Origin of the sequence: Halorubrum hochsteinianum (assembly GCF_023702125.1) — an archaeon.
GTDB classification, from domain to species: Archaea; Halobacteriota; Halobacteria; order Halobacteriales; family Haloferacaceae; genus Halorubrum; species Halorubrum hochsteinianum.
Map to the genome: position 1 here is coordinate 562539 of NZ_CP098415.1, position 26109 is coordinate 588647.

Here is a 26109-nt window from a genome sequence, read left to right on the forward strand (position 1 = left end):
AGCGACCGGTCAGAACTTCGTGCGCCCGCCGCCGGCGTCCTCGCGCCCGAGCGCCTTCTTCAGGAAGTTCATCCAGCGCTTCTGGTCGGCCGCCTCCTGCCGCTTCGCCTCGGTCTCCGGGTCGGGGGCGTCCAACCCCTCCAGCGCCTCCAGCGCGCGGTCGATGCCGATGATCGCCGACGCCAACTCCTCGCCCTCCTCGCGGCTCACCTCGTTCTCCTCGATCGGTTCGAGCCGGTCGAGGCGCTCGCGCCGGAGGTTCCGCTTGGCGCGGTCAACGCGGTCGCGCTCGCCCGGCGGGACCGAGTCGCGGCGCTTGATCTCGAAGACGAACGAGCGGAGGTCGATCTCCTCGCCCTGGATCTCGATCGACTCCGGGATCTCGACGCCCACCGTCGAGGACTCGCGGTTGACCCGCTCCAAGAGCTGTTTTCGCTCGTACTCCTTCACGCTCGCTCGGTAGGGGGCGGTCGCACTTCGCTCCTTCGCCCGGAAGGGACGACGTTAACTCCGGCGCGCCGGTACGGACGCGCATGGAGACGCTCGAATCCGAACTCGCCGCGGCCCGCGACCTCGACATCGCGGAGCTGGCGGACGCCATCGAGTCGATCGGATTCGAGTGCACGCGCTGCGGCGGCTGCTGTACGGGCTACGCCCCGGACGAACCCGGCGGCGCGCCGGCCGGAGCGGGAGTCGACGAGACGGGCGGGGACGTGAAATCTGAAGAGGACGACGATACCGCGGAGTGCCACGACGACGACCGCGAGCCGCACACCGCGACCGTCTTCCCGGACGAGGTCCGCCGCGTCGCCGACGCCGCCGCGGACGCGACCGGCGAGGCGTACGACTGGCGCGACGTGGCCCGCCCGATGCCGTTCGGTCTCGACGCGGGCGAGGAGGGCGAGCCGGAGGGGGAGACGTTCGAGTGGGCGCTCGCGACCGACGACTGCGGCGACTGCACCTTCTACGAGGAGTCCGACGGCCGGGGGGCGTGTACCGTCCACGACGCGCGCCCGCTCATCTGTCGGACCTACCCGTTCAGCGTCGCCTTGGAGGGGACGAGCCAGCCGATGGGCGAGGCGGTCGACGAGGCGGGCGTCGTCCGCGCCCACGAGTGCGAGGGCCTCGGGCGCGACATCACCCGGCAGGACGCCGAGGAGCTGGCCGCCGCGCTGAAGGAGCGCGCGGTCCGCGAACTGGAGGAGGCGATCGGCGTCCGCGACGGCTACGACCCGACGGCGTCCGACCGCGCCGACGGCGACGTCGTCGTCTTCGACTCCGAGGGCCCGAAGGAGGCCGACGGGCGTCCCGTCGGAGGCGAGTAGCGGGGGACGCCGACGCACCCCGCTCCGTCTCCGTCGCCGCTCTCAGACGGCGTCCAGCGCCGCGTCCACGTCGGCGCGGATCGCCTCGCGGGCGTCCGCGTCCGGGAGCGTGAGCGGCGGGCGCACGGCCGGGTCGGGGATGAACCCGCGGTGGGCTGCCCCGACCTTCGCGGCGGGCGCGAAGCCGTGGTCGGCGCAGCGCTCGAAGAGGGGCGCGACCGCGCGGCGGTGGAGCGCCAGCGCCCGGTCGTCGTCGCCGGCGCGGATCGCCTCCCCGAGCGCGACGAACGCCTCCGGGATCACCTGCGAGAGGGCGTGGATCCCCCCGTCCACGCCGAGGCTCGCGCTCGGGTACAGCTGGGCGTCGACCCCCTGAAAGACGGCGAAGGAGTCGGGCGTCTCGCGGAGCTTCGCTTCGAGCCCGGTGAGATCGCCCGTCGTGTCCTTCATCCCGACGACGGACTCGCGGGCCGCCGCGTCGGCGAGGACCTCGACGTCGAGGGACTCGCCGACCGTCGCCGGGATGTCGTACAGGAGGACCGGGAGCGGCGCGTCCTCGGTGACGGCCTCGACGAACGCCCGCTGGCCGTCGGGGCTCGTCGACCCGTGGTAGTACGGGAGTGTGACCAGCCCGGCGTCGGCCCCGGCCGCCGCGGCGGCCGACAGGTGATCTCGCACCCGCGAGACCGAGGTGTCGGCCGTGCCGGCGATCACGGGCACCCGACCGTCGGCCGCGTCGACGACCGTCTCGACGACGGTCCGGCGCTCGGCGTCGTCGAGGCTAGCGAACTCGCCGGTCGTGCCGCAGGGGACCATCCCGTCGATGCCGGCCTCGACGAGCGCGTCGACGTGGTTCGCGAGCGCGTCGGCGTCGACGTCGCTCTCGGCGGCGTCGGCGGCGGTGAACGGCGTCACGATCGGCGGCGAGACGGCGGCGTGCGGGAGATCGAGTATCGTCACGCGCGGCGGTTCGGCGGGCGACGACAAATGCGTTGTCCAGCGGCGATCGCCCGGTGACCGGCGGGTCCTGACTGTGTCGGCGGTACAACTATACTACCTCGCACCTTGCTCCCGATGGAGTCTACTATGGAAATCTCCGAGAAGCTCCTCTGTCTGTTCAGCGCGGACGTTCGCGAGACCGACGACGGCGAGTTCGTCGTCGACGTGCCGAAACGAGAGGTCGAGACCGGGGCGCTGGAGCCGGGCGAGACGTACCGCGTCGCGCTCGTCGCGCGCGACGGGTCCGCCGACGCGGCGGCCGACGGGGCCGACGACTCCGCGTCGCACGGCGGCGACGGCCCGCAGCCGCCGGTCGAGCCCGGCGAGATGCGGTACGTCGAGATCGAGGACCTCGGCAAGCAGGGCGACGGGATCGCCCGCGTCGAGCGCGGCTACGTGATTATCGTCCCCGACACCGAGGTCGGCGAGCGCGTGAAGATCGAAGTGACGGAAGTGAAGTCCAACTTCGCCGTCGGCGAGGTCGTCGAAGAGGCGGTCTAAAGCGGGACCCGCTACTTCTCGTCCGCCACTCTGGCGTCCCAGTACGACACCGAGGCGACGTAGTCGCCGGGGATCGTGTTCCCGGCGAGCTCGTCGAGCGCCCGGAACGGCTTCGCGACCGCGCCCGGAAGCTCGCGGTAGAACCCGTACGGCAGCACGAAGTCGTGTTCCTCGTTCGCGAGCGTGAGCCCCGCCTCGCCGAGCATGGCGGCCACCTGCCGCTCGGAGTAGAGCCGCGAGCCCATGGGGAGCAGCCAAGTGTACAGCGTCCGCAGGCTGCGGCTGTTGAACGTGTCGAAGAACACCTGATCGCGGCTGACCCGGCAGAGCTCCCGCGCGAACGGGACCGGGTCGTCCATGAGGTGGAAAAAGCGCATCGCCACGACCGTGTCGAAGTGGTCGTCCGGGAACGGGAGCCGCGAGGCGTCGCCGCGGAGGAACTCGACCGCGTCGGCGTGGCCGGCGGCCGCGACCTTCTCGCGGGCCTGTTCGAGCATCTCGCGGGAGACGTCGAGTCCGACGACGTCCGCGCCCTGATCGGCGAGCATCGTCGTGAACCGCCCGGTGCCGCAGGCGACCTCCAGCACGCGGTGGCCCGGATCGACGGGACCCAGCGCGGAGAGGACGGCCTCTTTCTCTCGCCGGTCGATGAGCTGTCCCCCGCCGGAGAACCGGACGTCGTCGTACTCCTCGGCGACCTCGTCGGCCTGGTACCAGTCCTGTCCCTTCACGTTGTCCGTGATGGAGGCCGGACCGACAAAACCGTACTGGATGCGGTCCGGCGACGGCCCGCGTGCGGCGGGGTGCCGTCTCCGGCGTCGACCCGCGTGCGGCGGCTCGCTGTCCGCCGTCAGCGGTCCGCGTGCGACGGGGACGGGTCCGCCGCGGTCGCCTCGCTCACCCGCTCGTGGCGACGTTCTCGGCGGGTATCTTGACGATCACCCGCGCGCCCTCCTCCTCGTCGTGGTGCGGGTACTCGTCGACGCCGAAGTAGCGGCGGGCGAGTTCGTCGATGTGTTCGCGCGCGAAGTAGCGGCGGGCGAGTTCGTCGATGTGTTCGCGCGCGCCCTCCTCGGTCAGTTCGGCCTCGCCGCGGACGGAGACGTAGCGGTACGGGTCGTCGGGGTCGAGCACGCTGACGCCGACTTTCGGATTGTTCCGGACGTTCCGCTCCTTGCGTCGCCCGCGGGCGGTGTTCACGAGGACGTGCTCCCGGTCCTCGTGGTCGACCCACACCGGGGTGACGTGGGGGAGCCCGTCCGGCCCGACGGTGGCGAAGTGCGCGTACGACTCGGCTTCGAGGATGTCGACGTGGGACTCGGGTATCACGCGGCCGGATACGAGCGCTCGCCGGAAAAGTGTCGGGCGGACCGGCGGGGACAGCCCCCGCCGGGAGTGATATTAACACATTATATTATCAGAGGCAGATTCCCCTATATGTAGCCAACCTTTACCACTACCCGCGGAATTCGTGTGAGACATGAGTACCAGTCCCGCGGAGACCGCTGACCAAGAGCGTCTGTCGGAGACCGAGTACCGCGACCGCCTGCGCGAGCTGCCTCCGAGCGCCAAGCTCGTCGCCAAAGTGCTGGAGGGCGACGCGCCCCTCTCACAGGGCGGCCTCGCCGAGGAGTCGCTGCTGCCGGACCGCACGGTCCGCTACGCGCTCAACCGCCTCGAAGAGGAGGGGCTCGTGGACTCGCGGTACAGCTTCAAGGACGCGCGCAAGCAGGTGTACTACCTCACCGTCTGAACACGAGGAGTACGACCGCGCCGTCTGAAGTCGAAGAGCAGGACCGCGCCGTCCGAACCGTCCGTTTTCGCCGTTCGAATTCGGCTGGATCCGACCGAACCGTCCGTTTTCGCCGTTCGAATTCGGCCGGGTCCGACCGAACCGTCCGGGTCGTCTCGGCCGGCCACACACGCAGTCCTTTTTACCCTCTCACTCCCTTATCAGCGTGTATGGACCTTTCGGTCGTCGTCCCGACGCTCAACGGTCGGGACCGGTTGGCCGCCTGCCTCGACGCGCTGGCGGCCGACGCCCCCGACGCCGAGGTGATCGTCGTCAACGGTCCCTCGGCCGACGGCACGACCGGCATGGTTCGCGACCGCGACGACGTGGACGTGTTGGTCGAGATCTCCGACCGCACGGTGAACGTCGCCCGCAACGCCGGCATCGAGGCCGCGACGGGCGACGCGGTTGCGCTGGTCGACTACGACAACCGGATCGAGGCCGGCTGGCGGGACGCGGTCGCGGCCGGGCTGGACGCGGCCCCCGTGGTCTCGGGACCGGTGACGCCGATCCCGCCGGGCGAGACGACCCCCGCCGACGCCGACTTCGACGAGGGGGGCGGGCCGGATCTCCCGGGCGACGCGGACGCCGACGACCCCGACGAGCCGGAGCGCAGCCGGATCGCCGGTCGAGACGTCACCTACTTCGAGGGCGGCAACGTCGCCTTCCGGCGGGACGCCCTGCGCGACCTCGACGGCTTCGACGAGTACCTCCGGGTCGGCGGCGCGCGCGACGCCGCCCACCGGCTCGCGCGCATGGACCGCGAGGTGGCGTGGCGGCCGGGCCTGTCCGCGCGCAAGGAGCTTCGGAACCCGACCGCGGCCGACGGCGGGCGGAGCGCCCGCGAGTGGGGCTGGAAGTACCGGGCGCTCGCCTACCGGCTGTTGAAGAACTACGGGGTGCGCCCGTCCGTCCTCTTCCGCACCGGGTCGCACGCCCTGAGCGACGCGATCGGCGCGGCGAAGGACGTGGCCCGCGGCGAGTCGACCCCCTCGCGGTGGGCCGCGACGGGCCGCGACGTGCTGTTGGGCCTCACCGGCGGGAGCTCCGACGGACTGGTCGCGCGGCGGCGGGACCGGAGCCCGGCGCGGAACCCGAACGGCGTCTCGACGCGCGCGGACCGCGCCGTCGCGAAGTACGACAGGCGATCGGGGTCGGACCGCGGGCCGGCGGTCGAGGCGGACGGCGACGAACGGTCCGGGACCGAGTAGGCCCGCGCCTTTTAACCCGGCCGACGGACAACGCTTCGGCAACGAATGGGACTCACGAAGCGTATCATCCCCTGTATCGACGTCGACCTCGACGACGAGGGCGACGCCGCCGTGTACACCGGCGTCAACTTCGAGAACCTGGAGTACACCGGCGACCCCGTCGAACTGGCGAAGAAGTACAACGAGGCGGGGGCCGACGAGTTCGTCTTCCTCGACATCACCGCCAGCGCCGACGGTCGGGAGACGATGCTCGACGTGGTCAACGCGGTCGCCGACGAGTGTTTCATCCCGCTCACGGTCGGCGGCGGGATCCGCACCAAGGCGGACATCAAGGAGACGCTCCGGGCGGGCGCGGACAAGGTGTCTATCACGACCGGGGCCTTGGAGCGACCGGAGCTCATCGAGGAGGGCGCGGCCGCGTTCGGCAGCCAGTGCATCGTCATCTCGGTCGACGCCCGCCGGCGGTACGACGACGCGGGCGACCACTTCTACGAGGACGAGGACGGCGAGCGGGTGTGGTTCGAGTGCACGAAGAAGGGCGGCCGCGAGGGGACCGGGATCGACGCCGTCTCGTGGGCGAAGGAGGCCGAGGAGCGCGGCGCGGGCGAGCTGTTCGTCAACTCCATCGACAAGGACGGGACGAAGGACGGCTACGACGTGCCCCTGATGAAGGCGGTCGGCGAGGCGGTGTCGACCCCCCTCATCGCCTCCTCGGGCTGCGGGAGCCCGGAAGACATGTATGAGGTGTTCACCGAGGCGAACGCGGACGCCGGACTGGCGGCCTCCATCTTCCACTTCGGCGACTACTCCATCGAGAAGACGAAGGCGTACCTCGACGAGCGCGACGTGCCGGTCAGACGCTGACGCGGCATTCACTACTTCCGTAGTTTTTTCTTTTTCCGCGCACGAAACCAACAGTTATTATCAGACGGAGCGCGAATCGTGACGTATGTCCACGTCCACGTCATCCGCACGTGTTCGCGACGGGTCGCCGGAGCTCGTCTGTAAACGGACCGACGGCGACGACGGCGGCGGCGAGGTGACGTTCTTCGAGCGGGACGTCGACCCGGACGAGCGGACGACCCGCTGGGTCACGGTCCGGGAGGCGGACTGTATCCCGCGAGAGGAGTGGCGATAGGGACGATACCGTTTCGGATTCCGTGTTTATTCGCGTGTGGTCGGTCGTGAGCGAATAGCGACTGCTTTCGAGGCCCCGACCACTCGGCTGTACGTGGCTGCTTATAAATCGCTGATCGACACGAACACTACCGAAGCCCCGGCCGCGAGGCGGACAGACGCTCGCTGCGCGCTTCAGTCGCTCACGCTGCTCGCTCCTTCCAGTGCTTGCGTCGCCTCTGTCCGCCTCGCGGCTGCCCCTTCGATTCCCGCCCCGCACAGCACCGCAACCGCGCCTCACACCTCCCCAGCCTCGCGGTTCGCGCTCTCCGAGCGCTCACCGCGTCCCTCGCGCGTGCTGACTCGCGGTCGCCGATGGCGACCGCTCGCAGGCACGCGCCGACCGCACGGTGGAGTATAGAATAGCCGTCGTAGTCCGTCAGTCGTCCGCGGCGGCGCGGTCCGCGAACTGCGGGAGTTCGTCGTCGAGCAGCGCGACGGTCGCCAGCCGGATGGCGTGGGGCCAGCCGAGCGGCGTCGCGCTGTCCGGGGTCCCGTCGTCGAAGAACTGCTCGGGGAGGTACGTCGTCGGCTCGCAGAGGCTGCCGCCGGGCAAGACGTGCGCGAGCAGGTCGCGGGCGCGCTCAACCATCTCGGCGGCGCGCGGGTCGTCGCGGGCGGCGAGCAGCGCCGCGAGCTCCGCACAGGCGTTCGCGCCCCACGCGGTCGAGACGGTCCACACCTTCTCGGACGCCTGGTCCGCGCGCCGCCAGCCGTCGCCCTCGTAGCGGGTCAGGCCGGCGATGGCGTCGGTCTCGTGGGAGAGCCCGTCGACGACCGTCTCGACGTGCGAGACGAGGCGGTCGAGGCGCTCGTCGTCGACTCCAAGGTCCCCGCCGGAGTCGGTCGCGTCACCCTCGTCGCCGAGCGCGTCGAACGAGCGGTGCGCGGCCGCGAGCCCCAGCGTCGCGGAGTCGAGGCGGTCGTCGATGCCGCCGTCGACCGTCTCGCGGAGCGCGTAGCAGCCGCGGTCGGGCACCCACAGGTCGTCGATGGCGTCGTACACCTCGCGGGCCCGGTCGCGGGCGTGCGCGGCGAGGTCGTCCGGCAGCGACGCGGCAGCGGGCACGGCCTCGGGGTCGTCGAGCGCGTCGACGGTCAGCCCCTCGCCGTGACGGCCGAGTTCGCTGTACGCCTCCAGGAACGTCGCGGCCGTGTGCGTGAACCGGCCGGCGGAGTCCTCCCACGCGTTCTGACAGACCACCGGCCGGCCGTCGGGTTCGAGCGTTCGGTCGAGCCCCGCGAGCGCGGCGACCAGCGTCCGGTCGAGGCCCTCCACCTCGACGCCGGCGTCGCGGGCCCGCGCGAGGTACGCGACGACGCTGCCGGTCTGGTCGGCCTGGTAGTCGACATCCGGCCCGTCCTCGATGCGGGCGTTCGCCCACCCGGGCGCGAGCGCGCCGTCGCGGGGCCACACCCGGTGGGGCCACGAGCCGTCGGGCCGCTGGGTGGCGACGTACATCCGCGCGGATCGCGCGTGCCGGTCGTCGAGGTCGACGCCGACCGCGTCGGCCGCGCCGAGCAGGAAGCCGGATATTTCGGCGTCGTCGCGGAACCACGTGTAGCCGTAGCCGCCGGAGTGCTCGTAGTACGGGTCGAAGTCGGGGCCGGCGATCCGGAGCCCGGACGGCGCGGACAGCAGCGCGAGGACGCGCAGGTCGGCGACGACGGACTCGCGGGCGGGAGCCGACTCGGGGACGGTCGGGAGTTCGTCGGCGGCCGCGTCGGCGAGGGCGTCGACGCTGTCGAGGTCGGAGAAGAGCGCGTCGAGGCGATCGCGGGCCGCCTCGCGGTCGGTCTCTGTCCGGTCGGTCAACAGCGTGGCGACCGTGGCGACGCCCTCGGAGAAGGGGACGTCGGCGATCACCTCGCCGGAGAGCCGCTCCTCCTCGTAGCGGTCGCCGTCGCAGGCGCGCGGGAGGTCGGTCGGGTCCTCGTCGAGGAGTTCCGGGAAGGTGGTCGGGAGCTGGCCGCGGAGGTCGGCGAGGCCGGTCGCGCTCGCGAGGAAGTCGTACTCGTCGGCGTGGTACACCTCGACGGCGTCGTCGTACCGGAGCTGTCCCACCCGGTCGTCGCGGCCGTCGGGGGCGAACCGGGCGTAGACGACGAGCGAGAGGGCTTCGGGGTCGACGTTCGCGTGGCCGTCCTCGCCGGCGTCGACCGCCGCGCGCGTGAGGTGCGCGTCGCCGAGCGTGAGGTCGTGGCGCGTCACCGTCGCGTGCGGCGTCTCGTGGACCGTCTCGACCAACGCGGTGTCGCCGACGTACCGCTGGGTCGTGTGGGTCTCGTCGAGCCACGTCACCTCGCCGTCGACGGCGAGGCCGATCCGCGAGCGGACGAGCCCGGTCTGCCCCGTGAGCGGGTAGCCGAAGTCGCGGAGTTCGCCGTCGCCGCCGACGTGGACGAGCCGCCCGTCGCCGCCCGAGAACCGGCCGGAGACGGTGCGCCGCTCGCCGGGGAAGCGCGTCCCGTCGCCGGCGTGGCGCTTGTAGTCGTCGAGCGCGTCGCGAAGCTGCATTACGCGAACACACGCGGTCGTCCTGTATGAAGCTTTGGTGTAATTATTGTTCACGTGTTTCGGGAACGGAACGCTCAAGCCCCGGCGAGACGAGGGGCCGGGCGTGTACGAACCCGGCCCCCCGCGGACGACGAGCGTCGGCGAGTCGGTCGAGCTCGCGCCGCGGTCCCCGGACCCCGACGGGACGTACCGGTGGACCGTCCGCGACGCCCCCGCCGACAGCACGCTGTCGGCCGGCGACGGCCCGGACCCGGACGCGACCGGCCCGCCGAGTTCGGCGACGACGGTCGGGCCGGACGGCGCGGCCCCGGAAACCGGCTCGGCCGCGACGACCGGTTCGGACGACTCGACGGCGGCGGTGTTGCGCGCGGGCGAGACGGGGCGCGACGACGACCCGGTCGTTCACCTCGCGCCCGACGCCCCCGGGACCTACGTCCTCGCGCTCGACGCGCCCGACGGCGTCCATCGCCAGCGCGTGCGCGTCTTCCCCGACGAGCGGCGCGAGGCGGATATCCGGGTCCCGGCGTCCGATCTCGACGGGAGCAGCGGCGGCGAGAGCGACGACAGCGAGAGCGACGACAGCGAGACCGGTGACGACGAACCGGGCGACGAGGTCGACCGCGTCTCGCTGTTGTGGCCGCTCAACGAGAACCGGCTCGCGTGCGATCGGGCCGAGCGCGAGGGCGACGACTGGGTCGCGCGAGTGCGCGTCCCGCCGGGGAGCCACGGTTTCGCCCTCGTCCCCGACGGCGACCGGGGGGCGGCCCACCACGGCGTCTGCGAGGTGCCCGGTCCCGGCCGGCCGCGAGTCTCGCTCGACGCCGCCGTGGTCGGGACCGACGACGCCGACGAGACCGCCCGGCTCCGCCTGACCGCGGCGGTCGAGCCGGCTCCGGCGGTCGACGGCGTGGCACGCGGCGGCGACCCGGAGGCGCTCGGCGCGACGTTCCTCGTCGACGACCGCGACGCCGATCCGGACGCGGTCGCGGGGATCGAGTCGCGGGCGGACGGCCGGACGCTCTCGGTCCCGCTCGACGCGCTCCGGGGCGACGGCGTCGACGACGCCGTCCGGATCCACGCGGTCCCGCACGGCGAGCGATACGGGGCGGCGGAGACGGTGCGGGCCGAGACCGGCGGAGACGGCGACGGGGCGACCGACGCGGACGACATCGCGGTCACCGATCCGCACCCGACGCCCCCGTGGGCCGAGTCGCCGACGATCTACGAGGTCTTCGTCCGGTCGTTCGCGGGCGACACGCTCCCGACGACGTTCCGGGAGATCGAGCGGCGGGTCGAGTACCTCGATCACCTCGGGGTCGACGCGCTCTGGCTCACCCCCGTCCTCGCCTCGCCGACGGACCACGGCTACCACGTCACCGACTACTACGACACCGCCGCCGACCTCGGCTCGCGCGAGGCGTTCGAGTCGCTCGTCGACGCGTGCCACGACGCCGGCATCCGCGTGATCTTCGACCTCGTGATCAACCACACTTCCCGCGATCACCCGGCGTTTCAGCTCCACTCCGCCGGCGTCGACGCGTACGCCGACCACTACCGGCGGACCGACGCCGCCCGCGACGTGACCGGGATCGACTGGGCGGAACTCGGCGACGGCGACGTGCCCGACTACTACTTCGAGTGGGGCCGCATTCCGAACCTGAACTACGACAGCCCGACGGTCCGCGAGTGGCTGCTCGACGTGGTCGACGAGTGGGCCGGCGTCGTCGACGGGTTCCGCGCCGACGTGGCGTGGGGCGTCCCGCACGGCTTCTGGAAGGAGGTCGCCGACCGCGTCCCCGACGACGTGTTGCTCCTCGACGAGACCCTGCCGCACGACCCGTTCTACGGCGAGGGCGAGTTCCACCGCCACTACGACACCTCGCTGTACGACACGCTCCGCGCGGTCGGCGCGGGCGAGGAGCCGGCGGACGCGGTCGAGACCGCGCTCGCCCGCGGCGAGTGGCTCGGGTTCGGCGAGGGTGGACACGAGCAGATGCGGTACGTCGAGAACCACGACGAGGACCGGTACCTCGCGGCGTACGGCCGCGACGCCCTCCGCGCGGCCGCGGCGGTGACGTTCACGCTGCCGGGCGCGCCGATGATCTACGCCGGACAGGAGCGCGGCAACGAGACGTATCGGGGTCCGATCCGGTGGCACGACGGCGACAACGCCCTCACCGAGTTCCACCGCGAACTGGCCGCGCTGCGGGCGTCCGAACCGCTGCTCCGCGAGGGAGGCGTGACGTTCGGCGGTCGCGCGGCCGGCGTGCGCGTGGTCGGGGGCGACGCCGACCGCGTCACCGCCTACGAGCGGACGCCGCCCGAGGGAACCGAAACTCGCGGTGACGACCCGGACGACCGCGACGCGCTCCTCGTCGTCGTCAACTTCGGCGCGGAGCCGGCGACCGTCGCCGTCCCCGACTCGGTCGACGCGGACCTGTTCGGGGACGGTTCGGTCCGCGGCGGGGACGAGGGCGACGACGGCGAGGCCGTGGTCGCCGTCGACTCCGTGACCGTCCTCCGGTAGTCGCCGCCGACTGGCGGGTCCTCGAACGGCGGGCGCGGACGGTCCCGGACCGACCCTTATAAGTGCCGCTCGGACCGGGAACGCGTATGGACGACCGGACGCTGACGGACCTCCTCCGACGCTTCGGACTCTCCGACAAGGAGGTCGACACCTATCTCAGTCTGCTCGAACACGGCGAGGCGAAGGCCAGCACCGTCGCCGACGCGGCGGGCGTCTCGAAGCGGTACGTCTACAGCGTGAGCGAGTCGCTGGCGGAGCGCGGCTTCGTCGAGGTGAACGACCACGTCGTGCCGACCACCATCCGGGCGAACCCGCCCGAGGAGGTGATAGAACGGCTCCGCGCCGACGTCGACGCGATGCGGCCCGGGCTGGCGGAGCGGTACTCCCGCGTGGAGCGGCAGGCGGAACAGTTCGAGGTTATCAAATCGCGGGTCACGGTCCTCAAGCGGGTCCGGTCGCTGCTCGAAGACGCCGAGGCCGAGGTGACGCTGTCGCTCACCGCCGGACAGGTCCCGGAGGTCAGCGAGGAACTCGCGGACGCGGTCGACCGCGGCGTCCTCGTCCTCCTCGTCGTCTCCGACGCGGATGGGGACCTCGACGCGGACGACCCCGCGCTGTCGGGGGTCGCGAACGTCGTGCGGACGTGGGGCGAGGCGATGCCGACGCTGCTCACCGTCGACTCCGCGGCCGGCGTCGTCGCCCCGCCGGAGCTCCTCCGCCGGTCGACGACCGACCGGCAGGCCATCGCCTTCGCGCAGGAGCAGCTCGCGCCGGTGATCGTCGGCTCCTTCCTCGGGAACTACTGGCCCGCGGCGACCGAACTGGCGGTCGCCGAGCCCGCGGCGCTCCCGGCCGAGTACACGAACTTCAGACACACGGTCCTCCAGGCGACGCTGCGGCTCCGCGCCGGGGACCCGCCGCGCGTGACCGTCGCCGGCCGGCGGACCGACGACGACGAGTCGGTCGACCTCGTCGGGCGCGTCGTCGAGACGAGACAGGGGATGGTGGAGCCGACGAACAACGAGTTCCCGGTCGAGCACTCGCTCGTCGTCGAGACCGACGGCGGCGAGATCACCGTGGGCGGACAGGGCGCGTTCGTCGAGGACGTCGAGGCCGACCTCGTCCGGATCGAACCGGACGACGAGTGAGGACCGCGGGCCGCTCGGGACGCGCGTCGACGCCGCCCACCGCCACCGCGCTCACGGACGCTATTCTTCCGAGGGGATCGGCGCGGTCACCGGACCGCCGTCGCGGACGGGGTCGTCGTGAGCGACCCGGAACCGCCAGTCCGGGCCGGTCTCCTCGCTCCCGGCCGCGAGGAGCGCGACCCCCGCGGGCCGTCCCCGCGGGTCCCGTCGCGTCACCGCCAGCGCCACCGGGAGCGTCGGGAGACGCCCGTCGGTCGGCGACAGCGCGTACCCCGAGACGCGGACCGTCCCGCCGTCCGAGGCCGAAGACCGGAGCTCTGGAGACCGTTCTTCGGGGACGACGCGCTCGTACCCGTCGACGAGCCCGACCGCCGCGAGTCGGTCGAACGCCGCGGTCACCGGGTCCGACGGCTCCGACGGATCGGCGGCCGACGACGCCGACAGATCGGGATCCGACGACGGCCGATCGGCGGCGGGCGACTGTTCAGGGTCGGAGAGCCGGTCGGCGGCCGCGGACAGCACCGCCGCCTGCGTCTCGGGATCGAGGTGGCGTTCGAGCGCCGTCGCCATCGCTTCGAGGAGGCAGAGACAGAGGTCGTCCGGGTCGGAGCGCCGCTCCGCGAGCGCGAAGTACGCGTCCATCACCGCCGACTCGGCGCGGTCGTGGCCGCCGGCAGAGAGCGCCTCGAACGTCGCCGCCGCCGCGGCGTGACAGAACTCGACGCGGTCGCGGTGCCGACCGCGTTCCGGGGAGTCGCCGGCGGACCGGGGGAGCGGCGACCCTCGACCGTCGCGGTCACCGCGGCGCGATCCCCCGGCCGCGCCGTCCACGACGCGATCGGAGAGTTCGTCGGTCGCTCGGTCGCCGAGGGGCGGGGCGAAACGGCGCGCGTCGTCGGCCCGCTCGTCCGTCGACGGCGGCTCCGGGCCGGCGAACTCCTGTCTGACGACGACGTCGTAGAAGGGCAGCCGCGGGTCGTACCGTCGGAGAGCGTCGCGGTACTGCTCCGTCGCTCGGGCGGCCGCGCGGGCGGTCTCCCGGCTGTCGAACCGCAGTCCGGCGGCGGGGACCGGCCGGTCGCCGTACCGCGCGCAGACGAGCGAGAACTCGCCGTCCGCGGCCGCGAGCGACTCGATGTGGTCCGCGATGTCCAGTAGCGTGGTTCCGATCACGTCGGTCTCCTCCGAGGGTCGTCCGTCGGGGTCACTCCTCTAGGCTCGGGTGGGTCTCCTGCGGGTCCGGGTGCGGCTCCGCGAACCGCTCGGGGATCGCGTCGAGCGCGGCCGCCTCGCGTTCCCGGCGCTCGTCGGCGTTGACCTCCTCGCAGCCCGGCGGCACGTCGCGGCCGCGGTCGGTGAAGTAGCCCTCGGGCGCGACCCAGTCGTGGTAGAAGAGCGCGTCGTCGTCCTCCAGAATCGTCACCCCGACCTCCGCGCCGTGGCCGGCGCAGACCGCGGCCTGGTGCGGCTTCTCCGCGAGTCGGCCGGCCGCGTACAGTCCGTCGACGCCGGTCCGACCGCGCTCGTCCGCGTCGACGTACGACTTCCCGCGGTCGAGGATTCCGACCCCGTCGAGGGTCTCGAGGTAGCCTACCTCGTTCTTCGTCGCCGCGACGACGTACCGGGCCCGGACCGCGCCGTCACGCTCGTCAGCGTCGGTCTCGACGACGAACCGAGCGCCGTCCGCGGCGTCGTCGCCCGGATCGATCGTCTCGATCCGGGTGACCCGGGCGTCGAGTCGGTCCGCGCCCGCCTCCGCCGCCTGCTCGCCGAGCAGGTCGAGGAGCCGGCGGGGGTCGACGCCGAGCGGGAAACCGGGGAAGTTCTCCAGCCGCGCGTTCCGGCGGAGGATCGACTCCCCGGGGTCGACGACGAGCGTGTCGAGCCCGTTCCGGGCCGTGAAGACGGCCGCGGAGAGGCCGGCGACGCCGCCCCCGACGACGACAACGTCGCGCGCGCCGGTCGGCCCATTGGTCATCGGTCGAACACCCGTCGGCTCCGTCGGCGGCGGTCGCCCGCGCGCGTCTCGGTCGATTCCATACCCCTCGACGGGGACGCGCCGAGGTAGGGGCTTCGGTCGCGCGTCGCGCCCGCTCCCGGGAGCCGGACGGTCGACGGCCCCCCGGTCATCGGCGCACGCGGACCGGGCGCTCGGCGGCGATGAACGGCTCGTCGCGGTCGGTCGCCGCGAACGCGAGGTCGCCGTCCGCGCCGCGTTCGACCCGCCACGTCGGCAGCGCGGGCACGTCGTAGTCGGTCGGGTCGCCGTACGTCGCCGCGACGACCCACTCGCGGGCGCGCATCTACAGGTCCCCGTTGATGGCGTCCGCGACGCGCTCCCGGTCGAACAGCCGTTCCTCCTCCGGGATCTCCGGGTACGGGCCCTCCTCGTAGCGCGGCCACTCGCCGAAGGCGTCGGGGTACAGCTGCTTCGCGGTCATCTCGATCTGGAAGAGGTTGAGGATCGGCCCCTGGTACCGAGCGCCCTGCGGGTGGATGCGGTCGTTCCTGACCGCAGCGACCTCCGAGCCGACGGGGTCCTCCTCGAAGGCGGTCCGCCGCCCGGCCATGTCCGTCCCCGGCTCCATGCCGCCGAGATAGAGGATTACGTCGGGGTCGGCGTCGAGTATCGTCTCGAAGTCGACGACGGTCCCGGAGTCGATGCTCCCCTCGAAGGCGTCGCGCGGCCCGAGCGGACGGGTGTGCGCCGTGAGGAAGCCGGGGTTGCTCAGCGTGTACGCGTAGATCTCCTCGATGTCCGCGGCGGCGATCATGACCGCGCTCGGGCGCTCCTCCTCCGCGGGGATGTTCTCGTCGATCGTCGCGAGCAGTTCCTCGCGGACGCTCGCGAGCGCCTCGTAGCGCTCTCGCTCCTGAAAGGCCTCGGCGACGATCTCGAACTGCTCCCACAGGCCGTAGTACTGGTAGCCGTCGGCCCAGTCCTCGGGAGGGTCCTGGTGGCGGTCGGAGAGGGAGTTGCCGAACCACGGCGAGACGCGCTCGCCGATCTCGTCGATGTCCTCGCGGCTCCACGCGTCCTGTCGGGTGATCCACGCCGGGTCCGCGAGGTGGACGTCGCTGTCGAGTTCGTACAGCTTCTCCTTGCTCGGCTGCCACGAGGAGTACAGTCCCGTCCAGTCGAGCGAGACGCCCGGCAGGCGCTCGACGTACTGGTTCCACAGGCCGTCGTAGTAGTCGGGCGCGTGCAGCGCGGTGATCCCGTCGCCCCGGCCGAGCGCGAACGCCATGTCCGCGTGGTGGGTGAGCCGCGTGAACACCGTCTCCGGCGGCGACTCGAACGTCGCCTCCCCCGTCGGCGAGATGGACACGGAGTAGCTCCCGTCGCTCTCGGTGTCCGCGTCAGACCCCCCAGAGTCGCCGCCGTCGGAGCCGGTCTCGTTGCCGCCGTCGCCCGCGGAGTCGCCGTCGCCGCCGCCGGTACAGCCGGCGAGCAGGCCGCCGAGAGCGACCGTTCCGCCGTACTTCGCGAACGCTCTGCGGGTCAGGTCTCCGCGTGCCGCGTCGTCCCTGGACATACTTTTAGGCTAGCCTAAAACAATTTAACCGTTCCGATTCTTAGGACGGCCTAAAAATGTCGCGGCCGATCGGGGTTCGGGCGCTTCGGGACGCGCTACCCCTCGTGCCGCGCCCGGATCGGCGTCACGCGCGGGCCGCGGTCGGTGTCGACGACCTCAGCGTCGACCCGGAACACGTCGGTGAGCAGTTCCTCGGTGACGACCTCCTCGGGCGGGCCGCGCGCCCGGACCTCGCCGTCTTTGAGCGCGACCACGCGGTCGGCGAGCCGCGCGGCCTGCTCGATGTCGTGGAGGACGACGACGACGGTGACCTCGCTCTCCGAGCGGAGCGTCTCGATGATCTCCATCACCTCCATCTGGTGGTGGAGATCGAGGAACGTCGTCGGCTCGTCCAACAGGAGCACGTCGGTGTCCTGCGCGAGGATCATCGCGATCCACGCCAACTGCTTCTGTCCGCCGCTGAGGCTCCCGACCTCGCGGTCGCGCAGGTGACCGCAGCCGGCCAGATCGATGGCGCGCTCGACCGCGCGGGCGTCCTCGTCGGTCGTCCGCTCGAAGAAGCCGCGGTGCGGGTAGCGGCCGTGGTACACCAGGTCCTCGACGGTGATGCTGTCCGGCGACGTGCTCTCCTGCGAGAGCAGTCCGAGCTGCTTCGCGAGCGCCTTCGTGTCCATCGAGTGGACGTCGCGCCCGTCCAAGAGCACCGAGCCGTCCTCGGGCGCGATCTGGTTCGCCAACCCCTTCAGCAGGGTGCTCTTCCCGGAGCCGTTCGGCCCGACGAGGGCGGTGACCGCGCCCGGCTCGGCCGCGATCGACTCGCCGTCGATCACCGGTTCCGGGGCGGTCGGGTAGCCCAACACGAGGTCCTCGGCGTCGAGGTCGCTCGGGTCGCTGCCGTCGGTTCCGAGTCCATCCGGATCGTCCGGCTCGTTCGCGGAGCGCGGTTCGTTCGCGCCGTCGAGTTCGTTCCCGCCGCTCGATTCCTCCGGTTCGGTCGCGTTCGCGCTGAAGATGGACATTCAGAGGTCACCCATGTTCTGCTGTCGCCGCATCAGGTACAGGAAGTACGGTCCGCCGACCAGCCCGGTAACGATCCCGACCGGGACTTGCGCGTCCGCGCCGGTCAGCACGCCCATCCCGAGGCGCGCTCCCACGTCGGCCCCGACCATCAGCGCCGGACCGACGAAGAGGCAGCCGACGATCACCCGCTTGTAGTCGCTGCCGACGAGGTTCCGGACCACGTGGGGGACGATGAGGCCCACAAAGCTCACGATGCCCGCCACCGCGATGCTGGCGGCCGCCGCCAGCACCGCGACCCCGGAGAGCGCGAACCGCACCCGCTCTATCGACATCCCCAGCGACTTCGCCGTCTGCTCGCCGAGGAGGAGGAGGTTCAGCTGGCGCGATCCCGCGAGCGACAGGGTCACCGCCACGAGCGTCCACGGGAGCGCCATCCGGACCTGCTCCCAGTCGGTCCCGGTCAGCGACCCGGTGGTCCACTGGATCGCCGACTGGACGACGCCGATGTCGTCGGCGAAGAAGAAGAGCCCGGTCTGGAGGCTGTTGAAGACGGTCCCGACGATGACGCCCGCGAGCACGAGCCGCACGGGACTGGTCCCGTTCTTCCACGCGATGGCGTAGACGACGAGGAACGCCACCGAGCCCCCGAGCGCCGCGATGATCGGGAGGAACGCGGAGAGTCCGCCGAACACGACGAGCGTGAGCAGGATCATCAGCCCCGCGCCCGAGGAGACGCCGAGGATGAACGGGCTGGCGAGCTCGTTCCGCGTCACCGCCTGGAAGATCGCGCCCGAGACCGCGAGGTTCATCCCGACGACGACGCCGACGAGCACCCGCGGGAGCCGGATGTTCCAGACGACGAGCGTCTCGCGCGCGAGCCGCGGCAGTTCGCCCCGAAAGCCCGTGACCGCCCGCATCAGCTCCTCGCCGAGGAGGAAGTTGAGGAACCACCGCGGGTCGAGCAGGACGGCGGGGTCGAAGACGGCCCGCCACGCCTGCCCGACCGTCATCGAGTACGTCCCGAAGCTCACCTGAACGAGCCCCGCGGCGGCGACGAGCGCGAGGCTCCCCGCGATCACCGTGGCGAGGCGCGGCTCGAACAGCCACCCGAGCCGGCTCCCCTCGACCGGTCGTCGAGAGGGGCCGCCGCCGACCGCCCGCCCCTCGCCGTCGGCGACGGAGCCGCCGTCGGTCCGCGTCTCCCGGCCGGTCATGGCGACGCCTCGTCGGGCCGCTCGGCGTCCGATTCGTCCCCCGCGAGGTGCGCCGCGACCGCCTCGTCGTCCATCGCGTCGAGCAGCGCGTCGGCCCCGTGGGCGTCGACGACCGCCTCCGGGTCGAGTCGCCCCGCGAGCGCGCGGCGGCCGGCCGCGGCGCGGGCCGCCTCCTCGTCGGCGTCGACGTACGACGACAGCGCGTCGTCGACCGCGGCCTCCCGGACGCGCGCGAACCGCTCCGAGTCGGGGTCGACCGGGCCGTCGGCGTGCTCCTCGTCGAACCACTCGACCCACCGGTCGCGGTCGGCCCACTCGTCGTCGAGTTCGGCCTCTCGGCGGACCCAGTCGACGCCCTCGGCCGCGTCGGGCCACCAGCCGGCGTCGATCCGGGCGTCGGCGACGACCCGCTTGCCGACCCGCGCGCCGCGGCCCGCGGCCGTGATCGCCTGCCGAGACGCCTCGGAGGGCGAGGCCACGTACAGCCCGTCGACGGGGGTCGTCCCGTCGCGGTCCGCGTACTCACGGTCGAAGTGCTCGTGGGTCTCGCCGCCGTGGTCGTGGACCTCGAACATCGCGTCGTCGTCGCCGAGGCCGCGGAGGTACTCCCCGTCGTAGCGCGTCGCCGCGATCACCCGGCGGGCCGCGACGGGGTCGCCCTCCTGCGGGCGGACGACGAGCCGCGGGCCGTCGGGGTCGGCGGATTCGGCGGAACCGTCGGATTCGGCGGAGTCGTCGGAGTCGTCGCCCGACCGTTCGACGGACTCGACGAGGTCGTCGACGAGCGCACAGCCCGCCCGCTCGACCTGCGCGCGCATGAGGTCCGAGAGCGTCCCGACGTCGATGCCGGCCGGGAACCCGGGGTAGTTCTCCAGGTGCGCGCAGCGCGCGAGCGACGACCGGCCGCGGTCGAAGACGGCGACGTCGAGCCCCTCGCGCGCCGCGAACACCGCGGCGGCGCAGCCCGCGGGACCGGCCCCGACCACGACGACGTCGCGGTCGGGAGCGCTCATTCCGTCCCCCCGGTGACGATCGAGGCGACCTCGTCGCGGTCGAACAGCCGCTCGTCGGCCGGGATCTCCGGGTACGGCTGGCCGTCCTCGTAGCCGGGCCACTCGCCGAAGACCTCCGGGTAGAGCTGTTTCGCCGTCATCTCGATCTGGAACAGGTTCATGATCGGCCCCTGGTAGCGCATCCCCTGCGCGTACACGCGGTCGTCCTGTACCGCGGTGAGTTCGCTCCCGACGGAGTGCGACCTGAGCCGCTCGCGGACGCTCGCCATCTCGTACCGGGGGGTGGCCCCCCACAGGTGGAGGATCACGTCCGGGTCGGCCTCCAGCATCCGCTCGTAGCCGACGCCGCCCCAGAGCCCGTCCCACACGTCGTCCTCGAAGGGATCGTCGGCGGCGAGCGGGCGGGTGTCGGCCAGCCAGAACCCCGGCCGGTTCAGGTGGTACGCCCAGAACTGCCCGTCGCCGAGGGTGACGCGGACGGCGGTCGGGCGCTCGTCCTCGGGCGGGAGGTCGGCCCGAATCGACGCGACGAGGTCCTCGTGAACCGAGCGCAGTCGCTCGTAGCGCTCGCGCTCCCGGAACACGTCGGCGACGCGGCCGAACAGCTCCCACAGCGTGTAGTACTCGTATGCGTCGGCGTATGCCTCGGTCGGGGAGGCGTGGGTCCCGCTGTAGAAGTTCCCGAAGAACGGGCCGACGGACTCGCTGACGTCGGCCACGTCGTCGACGCCCCAGTTGTCCTGCGTGACCGCCCACGCGGGGTCGAGGAGGTGGACGTCGCTGTCGAGGTCGTAGAAGAACTCCTTCGTGAAGTTCTCGTACGGGTTCGGAAGCCCCTCCCAGTCGAAGGAGACGCCGTCCAGCCGCTCGTAGTAGTTGTTCATCGTCGGGCCGCCCATCTCCGGGACGAACATGGAGTTGACGGCGTCGCCGTGTCCGAGCGCGACCAGCATGTCCGCGTACTGGTTGTACATCGTGAACACGTTCTCCGGCACGGAGTCGAACTCGACCTCGCCGACGGGCGCGATCGATGCGGTGTACGACCCCGCGTCGTCGTCCTCGCCCGACGAGTCGCCCTCGCCCGACGAGTCGTCTCCGTCCGCCAAGCCGTTTCCACCGCCGGATCCGGACCCGCTCGGCGTCGACTCGGTGCCGCTACACCCGGCGAGTAACCCCGCGCCGGCGACGGCTCCGCAGTACCTGATCGCGTCGCGCCGCGTGCCGGCGAGTCGGTCCGCGTCTCGTTCCATATGGTTTAGGCCACCCTAAAGCATTAAAGCGGTTTCGAATGTTAGGCGAGCCTAAACGTTCGTCGCGTTCGGCGGCCTCACGCGAACTCCGGGACGAAGGCGACTCGCGCGGTCGCGGGAGGACGGATCTGATGCGTGCGTTCCGTCGGTGACCGGCCGCGACGCGCCCCTATCGCGCCCGTGGTCCGCGGCCCGCCCTCGGCGTCGGATCAGGCGGCCGGGAGCGCCCACCGCCACGCCCTTCTGAGGCCGACGACGCCGAACGGGCCGCCGAACCCGGCGGCGACCGCCCCGACGGAGGGGGCGGAGGCGGCGAGACCGGCCACGGCGGCGACGCCGCAGGCCCCGACCGCGACCGCCGCCCCGACGACGCGCCGGTCGAGCGGGCCGAACGCCGTCGTCTCGACGGGGAGGTCGAACGCCTCGACGGCCCGGCCGTACTCCCGGAGATGCGCGACATTGAGGTCGTACTCGTCCGCGAACGCGGTGAGCGAGAACGTCCGGGTGTCGCGGGCGCGGTCGACGAGCTCCCCCTCGCACAGTTCGGCGTCGCGGACGTCGTCGGCGGGGGTCGTCCACTGGACCGTCTCGGTGAGGCCGTCGTAGGCCACCACCGCGTCGGCGCGGCGCTGATACCTCAGCGTGCCGTGGGTGAGGGCGTACTCGACGGCCTTCAGCCCGCCGACGCCGGCCGGCAGGAGGCCGAAACAGACCACCGCGGCGGCGACCGCCCTCGCCGACCCGGCGGTGAGCCCGACCCACGCGAAGAGGTACGCCGGGCCGGCGGTGACCGCGGATATCGCGCCCCGCCAGAGCGCGGTGAGCCGGACCGCACGTCGGTCCGGACGGACCTCCGCCGTCGGCGACGCGTCCGGGGCCGCGACGGCCGGGAGCGTTCCTTCCCCCTCTTCGGGGTCGAACGCCACCTCGCCGCGGTAGCCGCGCCACTCCGCGAACAGCTTCACCGCGACGAACGCAACCAGCGCGCCGGCCGGGCCGCCGACGACCGCGAGCATGAGTGCCGCCGCGGCCAGCGTGCCCTCGGTCGTCGCGCTGGCGACGACGTCTCGGGGCGTGGTCGTTTCGTAGCGTCGCGTCCGGAAGTACTCCCGCTCGACGACGCCGACGTGGGAGACGACCAGGAAGACGACGCTCGCCGCCACGCTCGGGTCGGCGAGCGTCGCCGGCACGTCGACGAACCGGCCCAACACGAAGAGAAACGCCCCGGCGAGCGACGCGGCCCCGAACGCCCGCGAGGCGAACGGGACGTTCCGGAGGTAGATCGGCGGGAGCGCGTCGGCGATGGGGACGCTCCCGCGCCGACGACTGAGGTCGCTCGGGCCGACGGAGTCCCCGGCAGAGCCGTCGGACTCGTCCGGGTCCCCGTCGGGGCGCTCTAGCTCGTCGTAGTTCGGCGGGCGGCGCGCGAACAGCGCCTTCACCCCGGCGAACGGGAGGGCGACGACCAGTTCGATCGCGTAGACGACCGCGAACGTCCGCGCGCTCCACCCGAGGCCGAACACCCCGATCAGCGGAGCGACGTTCGCCGCGACCGTCACCAGGAACGCGACCGGCGAATCGTTCGACGGCGACGCCATCAATTCATCGTTCGACGGCAGCGAGGAAAAGCTGTCGGCGCGGGGTCGGCCGTCCGCCGAGACCGAACGACTGAGAGCAGATTTCGTATATCGGTATTCGGTTTATCCGCCGCCGAACGCCCGAACCGTCTCGAACGAGCCGTCGGCGATGGCGGCGGCGATACCGTCGGTGTCGGCGTCTCTGGGCACCTCGTGGGGGTATTTCCGGGCGAAGTACCGGACGAGGTTCTCGACGTCGCGTTCGAGGAACTCCCGAGCGTTCTCGTGGTCGACCGACACCGCCTGCGGCCAGTCGAAGATCGTGACGCCGCTCTCCGCGACCGCGACGTTGTGTTCGGAGGCGTCGGCGTGGACCCATCCCAACTCGTAGGCGGTCGCGAGTTCGCGGCAGATCAGATCGAGGACGCCGACCGCCTGCTCGGGGTCGAGCGACGCGCGCGACAGCTCGACGCCCGCGAACTTCTCCATCACGATGGCGTGGCGGTTGTGGTCAACCGGTCGCGGCACGCTCACGTCGGGGTACAGCTCTTCCATCGCCTCGTACTCGCGTTCGGCGGCCTTGCGCGCGGTGTAGAGCCACGAGACGTGGTCGCGGTCGGCGGTGTACTCGCGGTCGCGCTTCACCTCGCGGAAGTTGGTGTACCCCTCGCGGTGGTACTTCAGGGCGAGCGGGCGGAACGACTGCGCCTCGTACACGTCGCCCTCCTTGCCGAGTCCGAGGGGGGACCCCACGCCGTCGATCGTCTTGCGCTCGGCGAACGTCCGGAGCGCCAAGGCGTCGTATCCCTCGAAGGTGAGCTGGTACCCCTCGTACTGGATCGTCTTCCGCTCGATCAGCTCCCGGTCGAGACACCGGTCGATGCGGTAGTCGACCTCCTCGCGGGTCAGGTCCGCGTAGTCCGGGAGCTTGTCGCGGCGGACCCACTCCGAGAAGCGCATCCCCTGCTCGACGCCCGAGAGGAGGTAGAAGTCCTCGGGGTCCAGCTCCGCCATGTCGCCGGCGACGTTTCGCACCATACGCGCCCCTACTCCGGCGATTCGTAAAAGGGGCGTGCGTTCGGCGAGCCCGCCGATATATCACATAGCGCGATATCAAATTGCCCTCGGGGCGCTGAACCCGGGCCGAGGGGAGCGGTTTCAGAACGACGGGACGCTGAGGAGGAGAAAATCGAGAGCGGAGCGGTCGACGCCGGTCGAGGCGGTCGTTACCGGACCGTTCGGCGACGACCGGACGTCGTCGCGACTTGCGGGAACACGGCCGACGAGGGTCAGTCGCGGGCCGTCGACACGGCCTCGACGACCGCCCGCGCGTTCGACCGGATCTCGTCGAACGCGCCGTCGGCGATCGCCTCGCCGTCGACGATCGAACTCCCGACGCCGACCGCGACCGCGCCCGCCCGGACGTACTCGCCGGCGTTCTCCGGGCCGACGCCGCCGGTCGGGACGAGCGGGATCTGCGGGAGCGGGCCGCCGATCGCCGCGACGTGCTCGGGCCCGCCGGTCTTCGCGGGGAACACCTTCACCGCGTCGGCACCGGCCTGATACGCTTCGAGCGCCTCGGTCGGCGTGTACGCGCCGGCCGCGATCGGCGTGCCGTAGCGGTTCGCCGTCTCGATGACGTCGGCGTTCACCGTCGGCGTCACGAGAAACTCCGCGCCCGCGAGCTGCGCCGCCCGCGCCGTCTCGGGGTCGAGCACCGTTCCAGCGCCGACAAGCGCGTCGTCGACGCGCTCCGATATCGCCTCGATCGACGACATCGCGTTCGGCGTGTCCGCGGTCACTTCGAGCGCCGTCACGCCGGCGTCGACGACGGCGTCCGCGACCGCCACGGCGTCGTCGCGCGCCACGCCGCGGAGGATGGCGACCACGCCGCCCTCGGTGATCCTGTCGAGTCGGTCAGTTCGCATGGGGGTCCCTCACTCCGGAGGGGACTTAAATCGAGCCGGGTCGGGGGCGGCGCGTCACAGACACGCTATTTAACCGACGGTGGGGTAAGTACGACCGTGGCGACCGGACCGATCCGCGCCGGAGACCGGCGGCGACCGAGGACGGGCGAACGGCCCGCACGGCGGCGGCCGTCTCGGGCGGATCGGTCCCGATCGTCGGGGGAAGCCAACTCACAATGCGCATCACTGACTACGAACTGTTCGAGGTACCGCCCCGCTGGCTGTTCCTGAAGCTGACGACGAGCGACGGCACCGTCGGCTGGGGGGAGCCGATCGTCGAGGGGCGGTCGCACACGGTCCGCGCGGCCGTCGAGGAACTGCTCGACAGCTACCTGCTCGGCGAGGACCCGACGCGGATCGAGGACCACTGGCAGACGATGTACCGCGGCGGGTTCTACCGCGGCGGGCCGGTGCTGATGAGCGCGATCGCGGGCATCGACCAGGCGCTGTGGGACATCAAGGGCAAGGGGCTCGGCGCGCCCGTCCACGAACTGCTCGGCGGCCGCGCGCGCGACCGGATCCGCGTCTACCAGTGGATCGGCGGCGACCGACCGGCGGACGTGGGCGAGGCCGCCCGCGAGAAGGTCGACGCCGGGTTCTCGGCGCTGAAGATGAACGCGACCCCGGAGCTGCGCCCGGTCGACAACCCGGCGGCCGTGTCCGACGCGGCCGACCGGATCGCCGCGGTCCGGGAGGCGGTCGGCGACGAGGTCGACGTCGGGGTCGACTTCCACGGGCGGGTGGCCAAGCCGATGGTCCGCCGGCTGGCGGCGGCGCTGGAGCCGTACGACCCGATGTTCATCGAGGAGCCGGTGCTGCCGGAGAACAACGACGCGCTGCCGGCGATCCGGGGGTCGACGACGATCCCGATCGCGACCGGCGAGCGGATGTACTCGCGGTGGGACTTCAAGGAGGTGCTGGAGGCGGACGCGGTCGACGTGATCCAGCCGGACGTGTCGCACGCGGGCGGGATCACGGAGCTGAAGAAGATCGCGTCGATGGCCGAGGCGTACGACGTGTCGGTCGCGCCCCACTGCCCGCTCGGCCCGATCGCGCTCGCGTCCTGCGTTCAGGTCGACGCCTGCACGCCGAACGCGCTCATCCAAGAGCAGTCGCTCGACATCCACTACAACGAGACGAGCGACGTGCTGGACTACCTCGCCGACCCGTCGGTGTTCGAGTACCGCGACGGCTTCGTCGAAGTCCCCGACGGCGACGGACTCGGAATCGAGATCGACGAGGCCCACGTCCGCGAGCAGGCGGAGAAGGACGTCGACTGGCACAACCCCGTCTGGCGGCACGACGACGGCTCCGTCGCGGAGTGGTGATCCCGAT

25 protein-coding genes are annotated in these 26109 nt (G+C 72.0%); 9 read left to right on the plus strand and 16 right to left on the minus strand.

Features of this window, described 5'->3' with window-relative positions; translation table 11 throughout:
* Positions 1 to 9 precede the first annotated feature (9 nt).
* Positions 10 to 450 carry a DUF5788 family protein gene (locus tag NAF06_RS02765; protein ID WP_008581849.1) on the minus strand — a complete coding sequence of 147 codons (441 nt, stop codon included), beginning with the start codon at positions 448 to 450 and terminating at the stop codon, positions 10 to 12.
* A gap of 83 nt (positions 451 to 533) precedes the next feature.
* Between NAF06_RS02765 and NAF06_RS02770 the strand changes: the two genes are divergently transcribed.
* Positions 534 to 1325, plus strand: a complete 792-nt coding sequence (locus NAF06_RS02770; protein ID WP_008581852.1) for a YkgJ family cysteine cluster protein — start codon at positions 534 to 536, stop codon at positions 1323 to 1325.
* Between the two features lie 42 nt (positions 1326 to 1367).
* Here the strand turns inward: NAF06_RS02770 and NAF06_RS02775 are convergent, their stop codons facing one another.
* Entirely contained in the window at positions 1368 to 2285 is a 918-nt protein-coding gene (locus NAF06_RS02775) for a dihydrodipicolinate synthase family protein (protein ID WP_008581854.1), read from the minus strand.
* 126 nt (positions 2286 to 2411) lie between these two features.
* Here NAF06_RS02775 and NAF06_RS02780 point away from each other — a divergent pair, with 126 nt between their 5' ends.
* Entirely contained in the window at positions 2412 to 2825 is a 414-nt protein-coding gene (locus NAF06_RS02780) for a TRAM domain-containing protein (RefSeq protein WP_008581856.1), read from the plus strand.
* A gap of 11 nt (positions 2826 to 2836) precedes the next feature.
* Here the strand turns inward: NAF06_RS02780 and NAF06_RS02785 are convergent, their stop codons facing one another.
* Together NAF06_RS02785 and NAF06_RS02790 are read right to left on the minus strand one after the other, a co-directional pair.
* Positions 2837 to 3556 (minus strand): class I SAM-dependent methyltransferase, encoded by a 720-nt coding sequence (locus tag NAF06_RS02785; protein WP_008581857.1) that lies wholly within the window; start codon positions 3554 to 3556, stop codon positions 2837 to 2839.
* A gap of 166 nt (positions 3557 to 3722) precedes the next feature.
* The gene (locus NAF06_RS02790) at positions 3723 to 4154 is read right to left on the minus strand and encodes a PPOX class F420-dependent oxidoreductase (RefSeq protein ID WP_251106178.1); all 432 of its coding nucleotides are present in this window, start codon (positions 4152 to 4154) and stop codon (positions 3723 to 3725) included.
* A gap of 151 nt (positions 4155 to 4305) precedes the next feature.
* On the opposite strand from NAF06_RS02790, the gene NAF06_RS02795 reads away from it, so the two are divergent.
* The 4 genes from NAF06_RS02795 to NAF06_RS02810 all read left to right on the plus strand — a co-directional run bounded on the left by NAF06_RS02795 (position 4306) and on the right by NAF06_RS02810 (position 6966).
* Entirely contained in the window at positions 4306 to 4578 is a 273-nt protein-coding gene (locus tag NAF06_RS02795; RefSeq protein WP_006630822.1) for a MarR family transcriptional regulator, read from the plus strand.
* 209 nt (positions 4579 to 4787) lie between these two features.
* Entirely contained in the window at positions 4788 to 5828 is a 1041-nt protein-coding gene (locus NAF06_RS02800; protein ID WP_008581862.1) for a glycosyltransferase family 2 protein, read from the plus strand.
* A 45-nt stretch (positions 5829 to 5873) separates the two neighbouring features.
* Positions 5874 to 6692 carry an imidazole glycerol phosphate synthase subunit HisF gene (gene hisF, locus NAF06_RS02805; protein WP_008581864.1) on the plus strand — a complete coding sequence of 273 codons (819 nt, stop codon included), beginning with the start codon at positions 5874 to 5876 and terminating at the stop codon, positions 6690 to 6692.
* Between the two features lie 85 nt (positions 6693 to 6777).
* Positions 6778 to 6966 carry a DUF7511 domain-containing protein gene (locus NAF06_RS02810; RefSeq protein WP_008581866.1) on the plus strand — a complete coding sequence of 63 codons (189 nt, stop codon included), beginning with the start codon at positions 6778 to 6780 and terminating at the stop codon, positions 6964 to 6966.
* A 417-nt stretch (positions 6967 to 7383) separates the two neighbouring features.
* Here NAF06_RS02810 and NAF06_RS02815 read toward each other — a convergent pair whose 3' ends face one another.
* Positions 7384 to 9522: a DUF7997 domain-containing protein gene (locus NAF06_RS02815; RefSeq protein WP_008581867.1), complete on the minus strand. Its 2139-nt coding sequence runs from the start codon at positions 9520 to 9522 to the stop codon at positions 7384 to 7386.
* A gap of 103 nt (positions 9523 to 9625) precedes the next feature.
* Between NAF06_RS02815 and NAF06_RS02820 the strand changes: the two genes are divergently transcribed.
* Both NAF06_RS02820 and NAF06_RS02825 read left to right on the plus strand, forming a co-directional pair.
* On the plus strand, positions 9626 to 12049 hold the full coding sequence (locus NAF06_RS02820; protein ID WP_008581869.1) for an alpha-amylase family glycosyl hydrolase: 2424 nt from the start codon (positions 9626 to 9628) through the stop codon (positions 12047 to 12049).
* Positions 12050 to 12135: 86 nt separating this feature from the next.
* On the plus strand, positions 12136 to 13197 hold the full coding sequence (locus NAF06_RS02825) for a TrmB family transcriptional regulator (protein WP_008581871.1): 1062 nt from the start codon (positions 12136 to 12138) through the stop codon (positions 13195 to 13197).
* 60 nt (positions 13198 to 13257) lie between these two features.
* Here NAF06_RS02825 and NAF06_RS02830 read toward each other — a convergent pair whose 3' ends face one another.
* The 11 genes from NAF06_RS02830 to NAF06_RS02880 form a co-directional block, all read right to left on the minus strand.
* Entirely contained in the window at positions 13258 to 14370 is a 1113-nt protein-coding gene (locus tag NAF06_RS02830; protein ID WP_008581873.1) for a DUF7551 domain-containing protein, read from the minus strand.
* A 31-nt stretch (positions 14371 to 14401) separates the two neighbouring features.
* Entirely contained in the window at positions 14402 to 15175 is a 774-nt protein-coding gene (locus NAF06_RS02835) for an FAD-dependent oxidoreductase (RefSeq protein ID WP_008581875.1), read from the minus strand.
* 148 nt (positions 15176 to 15323) lie between these two features.
* Complete coding sequence (locus NAF06_RS02840; protein ID WP_008581877.1) at positions 15324 to 15500, minus strand: hypothetical protein; 177 nt, start codon at positions 15498 to 15500, stop codon at positions 15324 to 15326.
* Entirely contained in the window at positions 15501 to 16733 is a 1233-nt protein-coding gene (locus tag NAF06_RS02845) for an ABC transporter substrate-binding protein (protein WP_008581880.1), read from the minus strand. It lies immediately after the preceding gene.
* A gap of 95 nt (positions 16734 to 16828) precedes the next feature.
* Positions 16829 to 17752 carry an ABC transporter ATP-binding protein gene (locus tag NAF06_RS02850; protein ID WP_008581883.1) on the minus strand — a complete coding sequence of 308 codons (924 nt, stop codon included), beginning with the start codon at positions 17750 to 17752 and terminating at the stop codon, positions 16829 to 16831.
* The gene (locus tag NAF06_RS02855) at positions 17753 to 18967 is read right to left on the minus strand and encodes a FecCD family ABC transporter permease (RefSeq protein ID WP_008581885.1); all 1215 of its coding nucleotides are present in this window, start codon (positions 18965 to 18967) and stop codon (positions 17753 to 17755) included.
* Positions 18964 to 19980, minus strand: coding sequence for an FAD-dependent oxidoreductase (locus NAF06_RS02860; protein ID WP_008581887.1), 1017 nt, complete (start codon positions 19978 to 19980; stop codon positions 18964 to 18966). Before NAF06_RS02860 ends, NAF06_RS02855 begins: the two co-directional genes overlap by 4 nt.
* The gene (locus NAF06_RS02865) at positions 19977 to 21230 is read right to left on the minus strand and encodes an ABC transporter substrate-binding protein (protein WP_008581890.1); all 1254 of its coding nucleotides are present in this window, start codon (positions 21228 to 21230) and stop codon (positions 19977 to 19979) included. Before NAF06_RS02865 ends, NAF06_RS02860 begins: the two co-directional genes overlap by 4 nt.
* Positions 21231 to 21439: 209 nt before the next feature.
* Entirely contained in the window at positions 21440 to 22828 is a 1389-nt protein-coding gene (locus NAF06_RS02870; protein WP_008581891.1) for a DUF6498-containing protein, read from the minus strand.
* A 102-nt stretch (positions 22829 to 22930) separates the two neighbouring features.
* A complete protein-coding gene (locus NAF06_RS02875; RefSeq protein ID WP_008581893.1) occupies positions 22931 to 23845 on the minus strand; it encodes a serine/threonine-protein kinase RIO2 in 915 nt (304 codons plus the stop codon).
* Positions 23846 to 24096: 251 nt separating this feature from the next.
* Complete coding sequence (locus tag NAF06_RS02880; protein WP_008581894.1) at positions 24097 to 24735, minus strand: bifunctional 4-hydroxy-2-oxoglutarate aldolase/2-dehydro-3-deoxy-phosphogluconate aldolase; 639 nt, start codon at positions 24733 to 24735, stop codon at positions 24097 to 24099.
* Positions 24736 to 24950: 215 nt separating this feature from the next.
* Between NAF06_RS02880 and dgoD the strand changes: the two genes are divergently transcribed.
* On the plus strand, positions 24951 to 26102 hold the full coding sequence (gene dgoD / locus NAF06_RS02885) for a galactonate dehydratase (protein WP_008581895.1): 1152 nt from the start codon (positions 24951 to 24953) through the stop codon (positions 26100 to 26102).
* The last annotated feature ends 7 nt before the right edge of the window (positions 26103 to 26109 follow it).